Consider the following 16,841-nt stretch of genomic DNA (forward strand, 5'->3'; position numbering starts at 1 on the left):
GGGTGCATCTCACGAGCCGTCCCGCTAGGCGGTCGGCATGGACGTGAGCACGATGAACGGTGGCTCGAGGCCCCTCTTGTAGCGTAGGACGACGTTGACGCCGCGCGTATCGCTGCCGCCCGCCTGCAGGCCGTCCCTGTCGTAGTCGGCGCGCGTGACCGTCCGGCCCGTGATGTCGGTGAAGGACTTGTCGAGGGTCAGCGTCGACCTCTCGTTCGCGGCGGGCTGCCTCTCCAGCCGGTCCAGCCACCGCTCGATCTTCTCGGCGTTTCCGATATCGTCCAGCGTCTCCTGTGTCAGACGTTGTGCCGAGGCCAGATCCTTGTACGACGAAGCCGCCTCGGGCCGTACGGAACCGTCAGGGCGGACCACTTGTTGGTCCCTCAGGCGCTGTGCGAGCTGTTCGTCCGTCTTGCCGACGTGCTTGTCCACACTGTGGCCCCCGTAGAGGCCCTCCGCGTTCGCGAGATCCACGGCGTAGAAGTGGTTCTTCTGGTCGTCGTCCGTCGTGTAGTGGTGCTCGTTCCTGAACTCGTTGAGCGCGCGGGCGCCGAAAGCCTGGGCCCGGGCCTCCTCCGCCGCGTATGTGGGTGCGCTGCGGTGGGCTTCATCCAGGGCGGCCATCAGCTTGTCCATCCGGGGGACGAGCGCGTTGACCCGCCCGTTCTACTCCGCCACGACGGCGTTCAGGGCACCGGTGTCGATGGAGAGGGTGATCTCGACACTGAGGTCGGCGGCGCCCGCTGCCAGCCCTTTGACGAAGCGACCGACCCCCTTCGCACCCTCCTTGAGGTCCTTGAGATCGACTCCGTCGCTCAGATCGACGTTCCCGACGGCCTGCCGGACCGCCTTCATGTAGATGTCCCAGACCTTGCCGTTCAGGTCGACCGCGGCCTCCGCGAACTCACGCAGCAGATCGCTGACCTTCATCGCGGTGTCGAACAGGACGGTCATGACCGGATGGCTCGCGGTCCGGTTCGCGGACGAGTCGTGCTTCCACTCGTAGTTCGCCGTACTGCCGCCCCAGGCGGTCGTCCCCCACAGCGAGCTGCAGAAAGCCCGCATCGCGTCGTGCCACTCGCTGTTGCTCTGCTGGGTGATGCTGCTGACGAGACCGGTCAGACCGCTCTCCGTCATCGACAGCGAGATGGTCATGTCCGCCCACGCCTGGGACAGCGAGTTGAGATAGTGCTGCTGCGGATACGGATAGACCTCGGCGACCTTGCCCCAGCGGAAGGCGTGCTCGAGCAGCGGGCGGATGACGTGCCACAGGACGTCCGGTACCCATTCCAGCAGCGAGCGGATGAAGTCGTCGCCGCCGTCGTCGTCACCCCACTTCAGGTCCGGGACCGAGCCGTAGTCCGGCACTTTGTCGATGACGACGGGCGGCGGTGTGGTCCGGGCCTTCGTCTTGCCGGAGGCGTCGTTGGCCGCCTCCGCGCGGGAGTAGCTATTGGCGGTGACGGCGAATCCGACTGCCGCGCCCCGACGCTCACCACGGACCTGGCCCACACCTCGAGGAAGCGGTTGCCGACCTTCAGGTACGAGGCGGCGAAGGCCTGGGGCGCGGCACCGTAGCCGCCCGCGTCCGGGTACTCCTTGAGCTTGGTGACGAGCGTCCTGGCCGCCTTGTCGAACGGCGTCTGCTGCCCGGCGAAGCCGCCTGCCACCTGGTGCAGCGTGGATGGCTTGACGTCGATGGTGCCGGCGCCTTGCGGCGGCGGGGGAGGGGTGCTCATCACGCGCCTCCCCAGCCGCGCAGTACCGCCCGGTGTGCCGCCGCGTAGTTGGTGTGCCCGGTTGTCACGCACTCGTGCAGCCACTTTTGGGCGGCCTGCAGGTCCTGGGCGCTGCGGTTCCACTCGTCGAGCTTGTCGACGAAGGCCTCGCGTGCTTCCCCGTCCAGGACAGGACGACCGGCTCCACGCGGTCGTAGAGGGCGTCGAGCCCGGCGTTGAGATTCCTGAGAATGTCCTCCAGCTCACCGGCGAGGTGCTGGAGGGTGGCGAGCCTTACGGATATGTGATCGTCGTTGGTGCCTGGCGGCATGGTTCCCCCGTGTACCCCGTGAAGGTGTGGCTCTGTACCGATGGCAGTGTGCGGGCGGCTGTCACAGCGTCTCGAGGCCGCTGCGCGGGTGCGCGGTCCCGGCCGGTTCCGAGTTCGGAGTGGAGAGTCGCTCCACTTCACTGTTGACATCGACACGGACCTGTCGGAGGCGGTCGAGGACGTCCAGCTCCGTTTCCGTGAACCCGTCCCGGCTCATCCGTACAGCCGCCTCCAGCACCTTCATCACTTCGCGGATGCGCACGGCGTCCTCCGCCGCCGCCCTGTGGAATTTCCGGTACGCCGCACCAGCGGGACCCTGCCAACCGGCCTCGATGGTGTCGACGATGGCGTCCATGCGCTGGACTTGCTGGTTCAACCGGTCCTGCATGTCGTCGAGATCGTCGGCCAGCCTGGTGAGGTGGTCTCTCTTCGCCCGGAGATCTCCAGGCCCTTTCGGATCGGTCAACGTTCCCCCCGTCACATCGGTCCGTGCGCTCCTTGATTCGCACCTGTGAGCCTAGGCCACATCGGAAGCGTTTTCCCAGCAGCCCCGCGGGCCAACGCCTGGGCGGGAGCGGCCGGTTGGGCGCTGTGGCTCGCCGTCGCGACGTCGTGTTCCGTTGTGGCGCGCGCTTGTGCCTGCCCGGCAGCGTCGGCTGCCGCGTTCGCGGATTCCGGCACGCGTGCGCCGGGCGTCAGGGCGAGTGCAACGGAGTACGGGACCGGCCCCGCGGGTGGGAGGCCGGGCGACGGAGGGCCCTGCCGAACCGCCTGCCGGTCGCTGCCGCGGCACCGTCTGCCCGGCCGGGACCAGGGCGCATGCCCGTATGGCCGGGAGTGCCTCTGGGCAGGCCGACGGGGTGCGGCGTCCGTCACTCGTGTCCGGGCATGACCCTTCCGCGGTCATGTACTAGAGTTATCTCGACATCGAGATATCTACACGGAGGCGTACCGCATCGCCGACCGTCACGGCCCATTCGGTAAGGGTGGCCTAACTAAGCCTTACCTTAGCGGATCGCCGGGACGTCGCAGCAGGCAGGATGCGGTCAGTACGCGCACATTGATGAAGGAGACTGTCGTGTCGGCGAACAGCTTCGACGCCCGCAGCACACTGCGTGTGGGCGACGAGTCGTACGAGATCTTCAGGCTGGACAAGGTCGAGGGCTCCGCGCGCCTCCCTTACAGCCTCAAGGTCCTGCTGGAGAACCTGCTCCGCACCGAGGACGGCGCGAACATCACCGCCGACCACATCCGGGCGGTCGGTGGCTGGGACTCGCAGGCGCAGCCGAGCCAGGAGATCCAGTTCACGCCGGCCCGCGTGATCATGCAGGACTTCACCGGCGTGCCCTGTGTCGTGGACCTCGCCACCATGCGTGAGGCCGTCAAGGAGCTCGGCGGCGACCCGGCGAAGGTCAACCCGCTCTCCCCGGCCGAGCTGGTCATCGACCACTCCGTCATCGCCGACAAGTTCGGTACGAATGACGCCTTCGCGCAGAACGTGGAGCTGGAGTACGGCCGCAACAAGGAGCGCTACCAGTTCCTGCGCTGGGGCCAGACCGCGTTCGACGACTTCAAGGTCGTCCCGCCGGGCACCGGCATCGTCCACCAGGTGAACATCGAGCACCTCGCGCGTACGGTCATGGTCCGTAACGGCCAGGCGTACCCCGACACCCTCGTCGGCACCGACTCGCACACCACGATGGTCAACGGCCTCGGCGTCCTGGGCTGGGGCGTCGGCGGCATCGAGGCCGAGGCCGCGATGCTCGGCCAGCCGGTCTCGATGCTCATCCCGCGCGTCGTCGGCTTCAAGCTCACGGGTGAGCTGCAGCCCGGCACCACCGCCACCGACCTCGTCCTCACGATCACCGAGATGCTGCGCAAGCACGGCGTCGTCGGCAAGTTCGTCGAGTTCTACGGCGAGGGCGTGGCGGCGACGAGCCTCGCCAACCGCGCCACCATCGGCAACATGTCGCCGGAGTTCGGCTCCACCGCCGCGATCTTCCCGATCGACGACGAGACCATCAAGTACCTGAAGCTGACGGGCCGCGACGCCCAGCAGCTCGCGCTGGTCGAGGCGTACGCCAAGGAGCAGGGCCTCTGGCTGGACCCGGCCGCCGAGCCCGACTTCTCCGAGAAGCTGGAGCTCGACCTCGCCACGGTCGTCCCCTCCATCGCCGGCCCGAAGCGCCCGCAGGACCGTATCGTCCTCGCCAACGCCGCCCAGCAGTTCGCGCAGGACGTGCGCAACTACGTCGAGGACGACGACGAGGCGGGCAAGGAGTCCTTCCCGGCCTCCGACGCCCCCGCCGCGTCCAACGGTGTGCCGACCCGCCCGACCACGGTCACCGCCCCCGACGGCACGACGTACGAGATCGACCACGGCGCCGTCACCGTCGCCGCGATCACCTCCTGCACCAACACCTCGAACCCGTACGTCATGGTCGCCGCCGCGCTGGTGGCGAAGAAGGCCGTCGAGAAGGGTCTGACCCGCAAGCCGTGGGTCAAGACCACCCTCGCCCCGGGCTCCAAGGTCGTCACCGACTACTTCGACAAGGCGGGCCTGACCCCGTACCTCGACAAGGTCGGCTTCAACCTCGTCGGCTACGGCTGCACCACCTGCATCGGCAACTCCGGCCCGCTGCCGGAGGAGGTCTCCAAGGCCGTCAACGAGCACGACCTCGCCGTCACCTCGGTGCTGTCCGGCAACCGCAACTTCGAGGGCCGCATCAACCCCGACGTCAAGATGAACTACCTGGCGTCCCCGCCGCTGGTCGTCGCGTACGCCCTCGCGGGTTCCATGAAGGTGGACGTCACCCGTGAGGCGCTCGGCACCGACACCGAGGGCAACCCCGTCTTCCTGAAGGACATCTGGCCCTCCGAGGCCGAGGTCAACGACGTCGTGGCCAACGCCATCGGCGAGGACATGTTCAACAAGTCCTACCAGGACGTCTTCGCGGGCGACGCCCAGTGGCAGGCGCTGCCGATCCCGACCGGCAACACCTTCGAGTGGGACGCCGAGTCGACCTACGTCCGCAAGCCCCCGTACTTCGAGGGCATGACGATGGACCCGGCCCCGGTCACCGACATCGCCGGTGCCCGCGTCCTGGCCAAGCTGGGCGACTCGGTCACCACCGACCACATCTCCCCGGCCGGCGCCATCAAGGCCGACACCCCGGCCGGCAAGTACCTCACCGAGCACGGTGTGGAGCGTCGTGACTTCAACTCCTACGGCTCGCGCCGGGGCAACCACGAGGTCATGATCCGCGGCACGTTCGCCAACATCCGCCTGCGCAACCAGATCGCGCCGGGCACCGAGGGCGGCTACACCCGCGACTTCACCCAGGCTGACGCGCCGGTGTCGTTCATCTACGACGCCTCGCGCAACTACATCGAGCAGGGCATCCCCCTGGTCGTCCTGGCCGGCAAGGAGTACGGCTCCGGCTCGTCCCGCGACTGGGCCGCCAAGGGCACCGCGCTGCTCGGCGTCAAGGCCGTCATCGCCGAGTCGTACGAGCGCATCCACCGCTCGAACCTCATCGGCATGGGTGTCCTCCCGCTCCAGTTCCCGGAGGGCGCCACGGCCGAGTCCCTCGGCCTGACCGGCGAGGAGACCTTCTCCTTCGCGGGCGTCACCGAGCTCAACGAGGGCCGTACGCCGCGCACGGTGAAGGTCACCACCGACACCGGTGTCGAGTTCGACGCGGTCGTCCGCATCGACACCCCCGGTGAGGCGGACTACTACCGCAACGGCGGCATCATGCAGTACGTGCTGCGCAACCTGATCCGCAAGTAGTCCAGCGGGATTCCGCACGGAATCCGGACACGAGCAGCAGGTACGCGGAAAGGGCCGCACCCCCGTCACGGGGGTGCGGCCCCTTCGCGTTCCGCCGGACCGTCCGCCGGACCGTCCGTCGGAAGGCCCGTCGGCAGGTCCGTCGCAGCGTCCGTCAGAACAGCAGACGGTAGGTGTTCCAGCCGCTCGTACCGATCTTGACCCGCGCCTGGTACGGGGCGGCGGCGTTGCCGGTGCCCCGGTAGAGCCAGAGCGCTCCGGCCGCGTCACGGGCGATCAGGTCCGTCGTCCCGTCGATGTCGATGTCACCGACGGAGACCAGGGTGTTGAACAGGTTCCAGCCGGAGCCGATCTTCGTGCGCGCGGCGAACGGCGCCGTGCGGTTCCCGGTGCCCCGGTAGAGCCACAGCACCCCCGCGCCGTCACGCGCGACGATGTCGGGCCGGCCGTCGCCGCTCAGGTCGCCCTGGCCGGCGATCTGGTTGTACATGTTCCAGCCCGGGCCGACCTTGGTACGGCCCGTCAGCGTTCCGTTGCCGTACCCCAGGTAGATCCACAGGACACCGGAGGCGTCCCGGGCGATCAGGTCGTCGGCCGCGGCGCCGGCGAGGTTCCCCGGGGAGAGCACCTTGTTGTAGATGTTCCAGCCGCCGCCGACGGAGGCCGGTTCCCCGCCGAACGGGGCGTAGAACAGCTGTCCGCCGTTGTTGATCTCCCAGACGCCGTCGGAGCTCCCGTCGGCGTCGTGGTCGGCCTGGGTGGCGTGCTTGATGACGCCCCAGTCGAAGCCGACGAGCACCCGGCTGTCGAGACCGCCCGTGCCGTTCGGCGGATAGCCGTACAGGTCACCTGCCCGGTCGGCGCCGTACAGGGCGTTGATCGGAGCGTCACCCGGCTCCGCCTGCGCGCGGGATCCGTTCGGGCGCGCGGCGGGGCGAGGATCGGCGGCGGCGCCGACCGACGGCGCCGGCGCCTGTGCGGATACCGATGACGGCGCCGCGGCGGGCGCCGGCCGGTCGGCCGCGGACGCCGCACCGGTGCCGGTGACGGCGAGCGCCGTGGCGACCGCCGCCACGGCGATACGAGTAAGGGCCCGGCCGCGCTTACGGCCGAAGAGTGGGGCCACGTAGTTCTCCAGTGAAGATCGAGGTGTGAGAGGTGTGGCCCGCCTCAAGAGGTGCGGCGAGCCACGGAACCACCGGATCGTTTCACCGGATCTGCGCATCCCAACGGGTCGCCGGTGCAGGAAAGTTGAACGCGGGGCAACATTCCGCTACGCGTCCGCGGGCTCCGTGAAGCCGAGGTGACGCTCCAGGAACCGGGTCATCGCCGCCCATGTCTCGGCCTGCGCCAGCGCGTTGGCCTGCGGCGTGCCGCCGGAGACGAGGATCCCGTCTCGGTCCGCGGTCGTCGGGACCAGCGGAGGGCGCATGAAGTGCCCGGCGCCCGGGTGGATCAGCAGGTCGTCCTGGGCCGCGACGGTACGGCGGCGCTCGACCAGGGCGCGGGCCATCGCCTCGGACGGCCACACGGCGTCGTCCGTGCCGGCGACGGCCAGCAGGGGAGCCGTGATGTGCTCCACCGGGATCAGCGCCTTCTTCACCGCGGCGGAGTCCCAGAGCCCCGCCCCGTACGCGGACCGTAGCCGCAGCGCCGTGGAGCGCGACCCTCCGCCGGGCAGCCGCCGCAGCAGGGCGTGCCGGGCCAGCTGCGGCAGCAGCAGTTCACCCCGCACCGGCACATAGGGCAGCGGGGCCGCGCGGTACGTCCACGAGGAGGTCATCGGCGGCCGGCCGCCGGAGCCGAGCGCCTGCCAGACGACATGCGTCGGTGCGATCGCCACCACCGCCCGCACCGGGACCCGGGCCAGGGCCAACGCCGCCAGCGCCCCGCCCGTGCCCACCGAATGGGCGACGACGGCGACCCGCCGGCGCTCCGCCAGCGCCGATACCGCCCGGGTGAACCGTTCGAGCGGAACGTTCGCGACCGTCCGGGGCTGCCCCTGACCGCCCACGTAACCCAGCACCACCGTCGTGAAGCCGCACCGGGACGCCAGCAGCGCGGCCGTCGGCGTGACCGCCTCCATGCTGGTGGATCCCGGGATCAGGACCACCACCGGCCGGGGCCCGGAGCCGAGCGGGCGCGGGGCGAACCGGACGACCCGCAGCCCCTCGTCCATCGACTCCGTCCGGGTGACCCGCCGGGCACGCCAGCGCCGTACGACCGTCCGCCGGACCTGGCGCGCCCGGTCGGCCGCGCAGCGCACGGTCCACGTCAACTGGTCGTCCGGCGCCATGAAGATGACCGGTGACCGGTGACGTTGCACACTGTGCATCGACCACCAGGGACCCGACGGATCAACGCCGCTGTAGGAGCCCGCCAGCGGCGCGCTCATCGCCGGGCCGGCAACGCCGTGGGCGTCCGCGCGGTAACGGTTGTCCGACCGCCAGGCCCTCCCGGCGGCATCGGTCACGTCGATCCGGACCGTCACCTGCTCATGCGGGCGGAGCCCTTGGACGACGAGCTCCGGGACCTCGTCGACGAGTCCCTCACCGGGCGCGATGGTCAGTTCCACGCTTCGGAACGTATGCGCACGGGGCCCGGCGGGCGACCGGGCGCTCGCGTTCGAGTGAGACCGGGGCCGCCCGTCCCGCACCCGTCGCGTGCGGCGCCGCCCTCCCGGTGACCGGGACCGGGACCCGGGCTCCCGGTCCGCCCTGGCCGGAGGCCGTCGCCCGAGCGGCTCGGCACCAGCCGGGAACACGCCGAGGGCCGCACCCCGCCAGGGGGTGCGGCCCTCGGTTCGCCGTGCCGCTACGAGATCAACTCGACCTCCGCCAGCACCGTCTGCGCCTGGGCGCCGGCCGGCACCAGCCGGTACTTCTGGTACGTCCCCGGGCGCGCGACCGTGAACACACGGGTCTGCTTGTCCCAGGCGAACGTCTCACCCGACCGCCTGTCCACATCGGTCCAGGCCGTGCCGTCCTTCGAGCCCTGCAGCACCCAGCCCGCCGGCGCCTTGTCCCGCGCCGAGGACGTGAGCGTGTACTGGACCGCGCGGGTGCCCGCCGCGACGGGCAGGTCCACGGACGCCTCCAACGCCGCCTCCGTACCGGAGGTGTTGTCGAAGAGCGCCCCCGGCCCGCTGATCGCGTCGTGCCTCGGCGACGGCACCTTGTCGTCCCTCGTCACGGACACGGGAGCGGCGCTGCTGCCCGTACCCCACTTCGACGGCTTCGCGCCCATGTCGAACTCCAGCGTGCCGCCGCGCGCCAGCAGCGAGTGCGGGAGGGCGGTGGAGTTCCAGCGCTTGCCGTTCACCTTCAGACCCTGGACGTAGATGTTGCGGGCGCTGTTCTTCGGGGCCTTCACCACGAGGTCGCGGCCGTTGTCCAAGTGCACGGTCGCCTTGGTGAACAGCGGCGAGCCGACCGCGTACTCCCCGCTGCCCATCACCAGCGGGTAGAAGCCGAGCGCGGAGAAGAGGAACCAGGCGGACTGCTCGCCGTTGTCCTCGTCACCGTGGTAGCCCTGCCCGATCTCGCTTCCGGTGTAGAGGCGGGAGAGGACCTCGCGGACCTTCTCCTGCGTCTTCCAGGGCTGCGAGGCCGCGTTGTACATGTAGGTGACATGGTGGGCGACCTGGTTGGAGTGCCCGTACATGCCCATCCGTACGTCGCGGGCCTCGGTCATCTCATGGATGACGCTGCCGTACGAGCCGACGAATTCCGGGGACGCCGTTTCCGGAGTGGCGAAATAGGTGTCCAGTTTCTTGCCGAGTTCCGCCCGGCCACCGTACACATTCGCCAGGCCCCGGCTGTCCTGCGGCGCGGTGAAGGCGTATCCCCAGCCATTGGTCTCGGTGTAGTCGTAACCCCAGATCCGGGGGTCGTACTGGTCCGACGGAACCCGCCAGTCGCCCTTGGCGTTCCGGCCCTGGAAGAAGCCGGCCTTCGTGTCGAAGAGGGAGACGTAATTCCGGGCCCGGTTGAGGAAGTAGGCGGACTCCTCCTTGTAGCGGGCCTTCTTCGTCTTCGCGTGGAGCGCGTCGGCCATCTTCGACAGGCCGTAGTCGTTGAGATAGCCCTCCAGCGACCACGACAGGCCTTCGTGCGTCTCGGTCGGGGCGTAGCCGAGGAACGGCGAGGTCTCCATGCCCTTGCGGCCCACGCCCTTGCTCGGCGGCGCGACGGTCGCGTTCTTCAGCGCCGCCTCGTACGCCGCCTCCGCGTCGAAGCCGCGGACGCCCTTCACATACGCGTCGGCGAAGGCGACGTCGGAGGAGGTGCCCGTCATCAGATCGGCGTAGCCGGGGGAGGACCAGCGGGAGATCCAGCCGCCGTCCTTGTACTGCTGGACGAATCCGTCCACCAGCTCGCCCGCCTTCTTCGGCGTGAGGAAGGAGTAGGCCGGCCACGTCGTCCGGTAGGTGTCCCAGAAACCGTTGTTGACGTACACCTTCCCGTCGACGATCTTCGCGCCGGTGTGGGTCGGCGTGTCGGGTCCGGTCTGCGGCGAGAACGGGCTCGCGTACCGGTCCTTCCCGTCGACCTTCTCGAAGCCGGAGTTGGGGTACAGGTACAGCCGGTAGAGCGAGGAGTACAGGGTCACCAGCTGGTCGTGCGTCGCGCCCTCGACCTCGACCCGGCCGAGGATGTCGTCCCAGGCGTCCTGGGCCCGGTCCCTGACCGTGCCGAAGCCCGCCGAGGCGGGGATCTCGCCCGCCAGGTTCTTCTTCGCCTGGTCCACGCTGATCAGTGACGTTGCAATGCGCAATGTCACCGTACGGTCCTTGCCGGCGTCGAAGCGGAGATGACCCCGTACTCCCTCCGCCGCGGACGAGGTGACGGGCGCGTCGAAGACGCCGTACACGAACAGCCGTGTCGCACCCGTCGACAGTCCGCTCTTGACGTCCGAGTAGCCGGTGAAGGAGCTGGTCCCCGGGTCGAGCGTGAGCCCGGCCTGGTCGGTGACGTTGTCGAAGATCACCGCCGCGTTCTCACCCGGGTAGGTGAACCGCATCATCGCGGCGTGATCGGTGGGAGCGATCTCCGCCTTCAGCCCGTTCTCGAACGTCACGCCGTAGTAGTGCGGGCGCGCGGTCTCCTTCTCGTGGCGGAAGGGCAGCGCACGGGCGGTACGCGCCGGGTCGGGGGTGCCCTCGGCGGCGGACGGCATCAGCTGGAAGGTCTGCCGGTCGCCCATCCAGGGGCTCGGCTCATGGCTGGCGCTGAACGCCTGCACCGTCGGCAGATTGTCCGCGTTGTTGGCGCGCGCGTACTCGTACAGCCAGCTCAGCGAGCCCGCGTTGGTCACCGGCGTCCAGAAGTTGAAGCCGTGCGGGACCGCGGTGGCCGGGAAGGTGTTGCCGCGCGAGAACGAGCCGCTGGAGTTCGTGCCGCGCACCGTCGAGGCGTAGTCCGACAGATGCGCGAGCCGCTTCTGGGGCGCCTCGGGGGCGATACGGACGTCGTCGATCCAGCCCTGGAACTTCGCCGGGCCCTTCGGCGAGTCGTACGCCACCAGGATCCGGTCCACGGTCTTGCCGGCGGCGACCGACCCGATGCCGGAAGCCACCTGGTTCCACTGGTTGACGTAGAGCCGCTCGGCCGCGCCCTGGCCCTGCGGCGTCAACAGCCCGCCGTGCGAGTCCACCGCCCGGAGGTCACTCAGATAGGTGCCGTCGGTGAACGCGAGATCGACCGCCACGTTCGTGGCCGGATAGTTGAGATCGGTCTCGGGCAGCGAGGGGAAGACGCGGTACGACAGCTCCGTGTCGCGCCGCACCGCCGTGTCGACGTCGAAGACCTTGTTGTACGAGTAGGCGCGGCCGTCCGGCTTGTGCGTGCCCGCGTACTTCAGGGCGCGTGTCCCGGTGAATCCGGCGCCGGCCTTCGCCGTGGGGGAGCCGGCGGGGCCGCGGTCGACCTGGCTGCGCATGTCCTCGGGCGCCGGGGCGCTCGTGTCGCCGTCGGAGAACTGGACGTCGGCGAGCTGGAGGATGCCCGAGGCGCCGTTGTTGGCGGTGATCTCCAGCCGGTAGTGCCCGTACGCGGCGGCGTTCGACGCCTCGATGTCGTACGTCTTCGTCTGGAACCGCTTGTCGAACGTCTCGCCCTTGCGGGTGTCCAGGACCTTCCAGTCCTTGCCGTCCGCCGAGCCCTGGAGGGTCCAGTCCTTCGGGTCGCGCTCGTCGAAGTCGTTCGCCGACGTCAGCGCGTAGGTGACGACCTTGACCGGGGCGTCCATGGAGAACTCGGCCCAGCCGGCCGGCTCGAACGCCAGCCATTTGGTGGACGGCTGGAGATCGACCAGATTCTCCTTGGTCTCACCGCCGCCGGAGTTCTCGGCGCTGGCACGCACCTCGACGACCTTGTCGGTGACATTGCCCGGTATGCCCGAGGAGAAGCCGCCGTCGATGCCCGATGACCGCTTCTTTCCGTCAGGTCCCGTTTCCACGGTATTGCGCCAGTCGGGCTGGGCTTCATCCGCTTCGAAGGACGTGCTGAATTCCCGCGCCGGCGCGGCGGCTTGGGCGGGGAGCGCGACGGCGGCCGACTGCGCCGTCACCACCAGCAGGGAAGCGGCCGCCACCAGGGCGGCCGCGCGGGCTTGTCTGTACCGAGGATGCCGAGGATGCCGAAGGCTGGATCTGGGCCGCATGTCGAGCCGTTCCTCCCGCCGAAGCGATGTAGACAACGTTGTCAAGCGCAATGCGCAGGCACCAGTAGGGAGGTAAGTGCCGCATGGTGTCAAGGGTGTTGACGGCGTGACGGGCTCGGAATCGGCCGATTCGACGAGATTTCCGTGGCGGAATGTCCGCGGGCCCTGCTCCCCGTATCCGCGAGGTCTCAACTCGGGAAAGACTGCCGTGGAACCTTGCTTTCGATCTTGCTCAGCTGGCGGGAAGTGGACTATACCTGTCGGCGTCTGCCTCGCCGGAACACGCGGCGAGCGGTCAGGGGGACGGGCAGGCGAAGTATCGTCTGCGGCCAGGGCAGATCTCCGTTCCCACTGCCACGGTATTACCCCTGCACGACCAGCTTCAGCAATTGACCGCGGTGGCGGGGCCCTTCGCCTCAGGCGAGACGCACGGGCGACCGGTTCACCGCCTGAGTCCTGGAGAAGGCGAGGACTTGAGCATGGGATCCACCTCCGCGCACACGAACGGCGGCCTCGACCGCCGCGATCTGATCGAGCGGAGCACGGCTGTCGCTCCGGCCTCGGCCCCGGCGACCGCTTTTCCGAATTCGTGTGCATCGAGTGGCGGCGGTGAAGGGGCGCCGGTGCCGTCTCGTCGATCACGGCGGCATGCGTCGCTCAGCTGATCACCATCGGTGTCGCTGAGCGGCCCCGAAACGACGGCGATACGCCCCGATGTACATGTCCGCCAGCATCCCAGGCGGAGACTCACACAAGGACGCGCTCAAAGAGAAGTGCGGCAAGCGCATGGCCAACCTGGCCTGACAGCCAAACACGCAGCAAACCCATGAAGATCCAAACGATCGGTAAGGATGCAGAGATGACCTCTCGTACCGGCTCTTTTGATAGGCGGACGCTCCTGCGCGGGGCGATCGCAACGGCAGCCATGGGTTCGCTTGCGGTTGCGTGTGGCTCTCCCTCTGGCAACGGTGGTGGCGGCGGCCCGAAGGGCAAGGTGGGGGCCACCAACCCGTTCGGTGTCGCCGAAGGTTCCAAGGTCGAAGCGGCCATCTTCGACGGCGGCTACGGCGTTGACTATGTCGAATACGCCAACAAGGTCATCGGGAAGCAGGTCAAGGGTGTCGCGGTCCAGGTCAAGCCGGTCGTCGACATTGCCCCCGAGCTCCAGCCCCGGTTCGTCGGCGGTAACCCGCCGGACCTCATCGACAACTCCGGTGAGGACCAGATCGGCTTCCTCGGCATCCTCGACCAGCTCGAGACACTGGATGACGTGCTTGAGGCCAACAACTACGAAGGCACGAAGATCGCCGACACGCTCTACGCGGGCGTCAAGAAGCCCGGAACGTACAACGGCAAGTTCGTCGCGCTCAACTACGTGATGACGGTGTACGGCGTCTGGTACTCGAAGACGCTGTTCGAGGCGAACGGCTGGACCCCGCCGAAGACCTGGGACGAGGCGCTCGACCTCGGCCAGCAGGCGAAGAAGAAGGGCAAGTACCTCTTCGTCCACGGCAAGGAAGCCGCGACCTATTACCGGACGCTCCTGATCGACTCGGCGATCAAGGAGGGCGGCGACGAGGTCCGGATCGCTCTCGAAAAGCTGGAGAAGGACTCCTGGTCGCATCCGGCCATCCAGGGCGTTCTCAAGGTCATGGAGACCATGGTCAAGGAGAAGATGTTCGTCCCCGGTGGCTCCGGCACGCAGTTCCAGAAGGCGCAGGCGATCTGGAGCAACGACCAGAAGGCGCTTCTCTACCCGTCCGGTGGCTGGATCGAGAACGAGATGAAGGACGCCACCAAGACGGACTTCCAGATGACTGGAGTTCCGTCAATGACGCTCACCGGCAAGCCGAAGATTCCCTACGAGGCGCTTCGCGCGGCCGCGGGCGAGCCGTTCATCGTGCCCAAGCAGGGCAAGAACCCGGCCGGCGGTAAGGAGGTGCTGCGGGCGATGCTGTCCCAGGAGGCGGCTGCCAACTTCTCCAAGACGAAGCTGGCCCCGACGATCGTCAAGGGCACCGTGCCTGCTGACGGCTACGGATCGTCCGCGCTGGTCTCACAGTCGAAGATGCTCGAGGCCGCGGGCGAGAACATCTTCAACTACCTGTTCGTCGAGGCCTACGGGATGAACACCGACCAGCTGGTGCCGTGGAACTCGTTCCTCGCCGGTGACATCGACGCCAAGGGCCTGACCTCGGCTCTGCAGAGGATTTCCGACAAGATCCGGGAAGACGACTCCATCGAGAAGTTCGAGGTCAGCTAGTACCGCCATGAGTGACACAATCACCATCCCCGAGACCGCGAGCGACCGGCCGACGCCGGCCGCTCGCGGCGGGCGGCCCCGACGCCGCAAGCTCACCTTCGACCGGGTGACGTTCTTCCTCGCGTTCCTCGGTATCCCGCTGGCCGTCTTCGTGACCTTCGTCCTGATCCCGTTCGTCCAGGCGATCTACTGGGCGATGACCGACTGGCGCGGCTTCAGCCCGGACTACAACTTCGTCGGGCTGGACAACTTCACCAAGATGTTCCAGGACGACGTCTTCCTGAAGGCGTTGCGCAATGTCGCGTTGCTGGCGGCCGTCGTGCCGTTCGTGACGTTGACGCTCGCCCTCGGGGTCGCGGTGGCCATCACCCTGGGCGGGCCCAGCAAGGGCCCCGTCCGAGGGATCCGGGGGGCGTCGTTCTACCGGATCATCTCGTTCTTCCCCTACGTCGTGCCGGCGATCATCGTCGGCCTGATCTGGGCGCAGATGTTCGACCCGAACGCCGGCCTGGTCAACGGCTTCCTCACCAAGATCGGCCTTGACCAGTTCGAGGCGTTCGCCTGGCTGGGCGAAAAGGCGACCGCGATGCCGTCCCTGATGTTCGTCTTCGTCTGGGGGCTCGTCGGGTTCTACGCGGTGCTCTTCATCGCCGCGATCAAGGGAGTTCCCGCCGAGCTGTACGAGGCGGCCAGGATCGACGGGGCCGGTCGGTTCCGGACAACGATCTCGATCACCCTGCCGGCGATCCGGGACAGTGTGCAGACGGCGTACATCTACCTGGGCATCGCCGCGTTGGACGCGTTCGTCTTCGTACAGGCGCTGTTGCCGAACGGTGGGCCGGACAACTCGACCCTCACGATCAGTCAGCGGCTGTTCAATGTCGCCTTCCGGCAGCAGCAGTTCGGATACGCCACCGCGATGGGGGTCGTCCTCGCCGTTGTCACCCTGGTGTTCGCGGTGCTGGTGTTCACCGTCAATCGCCTGACCGGCGGTGGCGAGGGCAAAGAGAATGCGCGTGGGTCCAAGGCTCGGCGTGCTGGAGCTAAGGGAGGTGCTCAATGAGCGCCGTAGCCGCCGACCGGAGGCTGGTGAGAGCCTCCGCAAGCAGCGACCGCAGGTTTGCGACGATCTCGCACGCCTTGCTGACCGTGTGGGCCGTGATCGTGATCGTGCCCATGCTCTGGGTGCTGATGTCGTCGTTCAAGTCGACCGGTGAGATCCTGTCGTCGCCGTTCTCGCTTCCGGATCACTGGAGGGTCGAGAACTACTCGAACGCGTGGACCGACGCGAACATCGGGAAGTACTTCCTGAATTCGGTGATCGTCGTCGTCTGTGCGCTGTTCCTGGTGATGTTGTTGGGCGCGATGTGCGCCTACATCCTCGCCCGGTTCGAGTTCCCCGGGCGTCGGCTGATCTACTACGTGATGCTGGCCGGGTTGACCTTCCCCGTCTTCCTGGCGATCGTGCCGCTGTTCTTCCAGCTACAGAACCTCGGGTTGCTGAACACGCGTCCGGGACTGATCCTCACCTACGTCGCGTTCGCGCTGCCGTTCACGATGTTCTTCCTCTATGCGTTCTTCCGGTCACTGCCGCATGACGTCTACGAGGCCGCGTTGATCGACGGTGCCGGTGACTGGCGGGCGTTTTTCCAGGTGATGTTGCCGATGGCACGTCCAGGCATGGCCGCGGTGGCGATCTTCAACTTCCTGGGGTTGTGGAACCAGTTCCTGCTGCCGGTGGCGCTCAACACCGACCAGGACAAGTGGGTCCTGACTCAGGGCATGGCTGCCTACGCGTCCTCGCAGGTCTACGACATTGACTACGGTGCGCTGTTCGCGGCGATCGTGGTCACGGTGGTGCCTGTACTGATCGTGTACGTCCTGTTCCAACGCCGGATCGCCGGTTCGGTGTCGCAGGGCACCTTCCGCTGACGCCTGCCGTCTGACCAGCTGCCGAGGTCAACAATTGTTGACCTCGGCAGCTGGTCTCGCTTCATGGTGCGTGCGTCCGCCGCGGCTCGGCGAACAACGCCGTCGCGTCGTCATGTGCCTTGCCCCGAGCGAAGGCCGTGC

The 16,841-nt window shown here is 68.1% G+C and carries 10 protein-coding genes and 1 pseudogene; 4 read left to right on the plus strand and 7 right to left on the minus strand.

The annotated features are described in order from the left end of the window. Positions 1-24: 24 nt before the first annotated feature. The 4 genes and pseudogenes from OG766_RS27870 to OG766_RS27885 form a co-directional block, all read right to left on the minus strand. Positions 25-636, minus strand: a complete 612-nt coding sequence (locus OG766_RS27870; protein WP_328726466.1) for an RNase A-like domain-containing protein — start codon at positions 634-636, stop codon at positions 25-27. A 30-nt stretch (positions 637-666) separates the two neighbouring features. Then, a complete protein-coding gene (locus OG766_RS27875; protein WP_328726467.1) occupies positions 667-1,512 on the minus strand; it encodes a hypothetical protein in 846 nt (281 codons plus the stop codon). Between the two features lie 226 nt (positions 1,513-1,738). Further along, positions 1,739-2,049, minus strand: a pseudogene (locus OG766_RS27880) (WXG100 family type VII secretion target). Between the two features lie 61 nt (positions 2,050-2,110). Continuing rightward, positions 2,111-2,530 carry a WXG100 family type VII secretion target gene (locus OG766_RS27885; RefSeq protein WP_423247105.1) on the minus strand — a complete coding sequence of 140 codons (420 nt, stop codon included), beginning with the start codon at positions 2,528-2,530 and terminating at the stop codon, positions 2,111-2,113. Between the two features lie 597 nt (positions 2,531-3,127). On the opposite strand from OG766_RS27885, the gene acnA reads away from it, so the two are divergent. Further along, positions 3,128-5,842, plus strand: coding sequence for an aconitate hydratase AcnA (gene acnA, locus OG766_RS27890; RefSeq protein ID WP_328726468.1), 2,715 nt, complete (start codon positions 3,128-3,130; stop codon positions 5,840-5,842). Between the two features lie 154 nt (positions 5,843-5,996). Here acnA and OG766_RS27895 read toward each other — a convergent pair whose 3' ends face one another. The 3 genes from OG766_RS27895 to OG766_RS27905 all read right to left on the minus strand — a co-directional run bounded on the left by OG766_RS27895 (position 5,997) and on the right by OG766_RS27905 (position 12,505). Next, complete coding sequence (locus tag OG766_RS27895; RefSeq protein WP_266387739.1) at positions 5,997-6,968, minus strand: FG-GAP repeat domain-containing protein; 972 nt, start codon at positions 6,966-6,968, stop codon at positions 5,997-5,999. A 147-nt stretch (positions 6,969-7,115) separates the two neighbouring features. Then, a complete protein-coding gene (locus OG766_RS27900; protein WP_328726469.1) occupies positions 7,116-8,417 on the minus strand; it encodes an acyl-CoA thioesterase/bile acid-CoA:amino acid N-acyltransferase family protein in 1,302 nt (433 codons plus the stop codon). 239 nt (positions 8,418-8,656) lie between these two features. Then, positions 8,657-12,505, minus strand: a complete 3,849-nt coding sequence (locus OG766_RS27905; RefSeq protein WP_328726470.1) for a GH92 family glycosyl hydrolase — start codon at positions 12,503-12,505, stop codon at positions 8,657-8,659. Between the two features lie 859 nt (positions 12,506-13,364). Here OG766_RS27905 and ngcE point away from each other — a divergent pair. From ngcE to OG766_RS27920, 3 genes are read left to right on the plus strand one after another with little or no spacing between them, the layout of a single operon-like run. Next, positions 13,365-14,768, plus strand: a complete 1,404-nt coding sequence (gene ngcE, locus OG766_RS27910) for an N-acetylglucosamine/diacetylchitobiose ABC transporter substrate-binding protein (protein WP_266387730.1) — start codon at positions 13,365-13,367, stop codon at positions 14,766-14,768. Positions 14,769-14,775: 7 nt separating this feature from the next. Then, positions 14,776-15,831, plus strand: a complete 1,056-nt coding sequence (locus OG766_RS27915) for a carbohydrate ABC transporter permease (protein ID WP_266387727.1) — start codon at positions 14,776-14,778, stop codon at positions 15,829-15,831. Beyond that, on the plus strand, positions 15,828-16,700 hold the full coding sequence (locus tag OG766_RS27920) for a carbohydrate ABC transporter permease (protein WP_328726471.1): 873 nt from the start codon (positions 15,828-15,830) through the stop codon (positions 16,698-16,700). Before OG766_RS27915 ends, OG766_RS27920 begins: the two co-directional genes overlap by 4 nt. The last annotated feature ends 141 nt before the right edge of the window (positions 16,701-16,841 follow it).

Origin of the sequence: Streptomyces sp. NBC_00259 (assembly GCF_036181745.1) — a bacterium.
Classification (GTDB): domain Bacteria; phylum Actinomycetota; class Actinomycetes; order Streptomycetales; family Streptomycetaceae; genus Streptomyces; species Streptomyces pratisoli.

Bases quoted from the DNA above. Each gene is read 5' to 3' on its own strand.
- OG766_RS27915 (WP_266387727.1), top strand. From the start codon at position 14,776: ATGAGTGACACAATCACCATCCCCGAGACCGCGAGCGACCGGCCGACG.
- OG766_RS27870 (WP_328726466.1), bottom strand. From the start codon at position 636: ATGGACAAGCTGATGGCCGCCCTGGATGAAGCCCACCGCAGCGCACCC.
- ngcE (WP_266387730.1), top strand. From the start codon at position 13,365: ATGACCTCTCGTACCGGCTCTTTTGATAGGCGGACGCTCCTGCGCGGG.
- OG766_RS27920 (WP_328726471.1), top strand. From the start codon at position 15,828: ATGAGCGCCGTAGCCGCCGACCGGAGGCTGGTGAGAGCCTCCGCAAGC.
- OG766_RS27905 (WP_328726470.1), bottom strand. From the start codon at position 12,505: ATGCGGCCCAGATCCAGCCTTCGGCATCCTCGGCATCCTCGGTACAGA.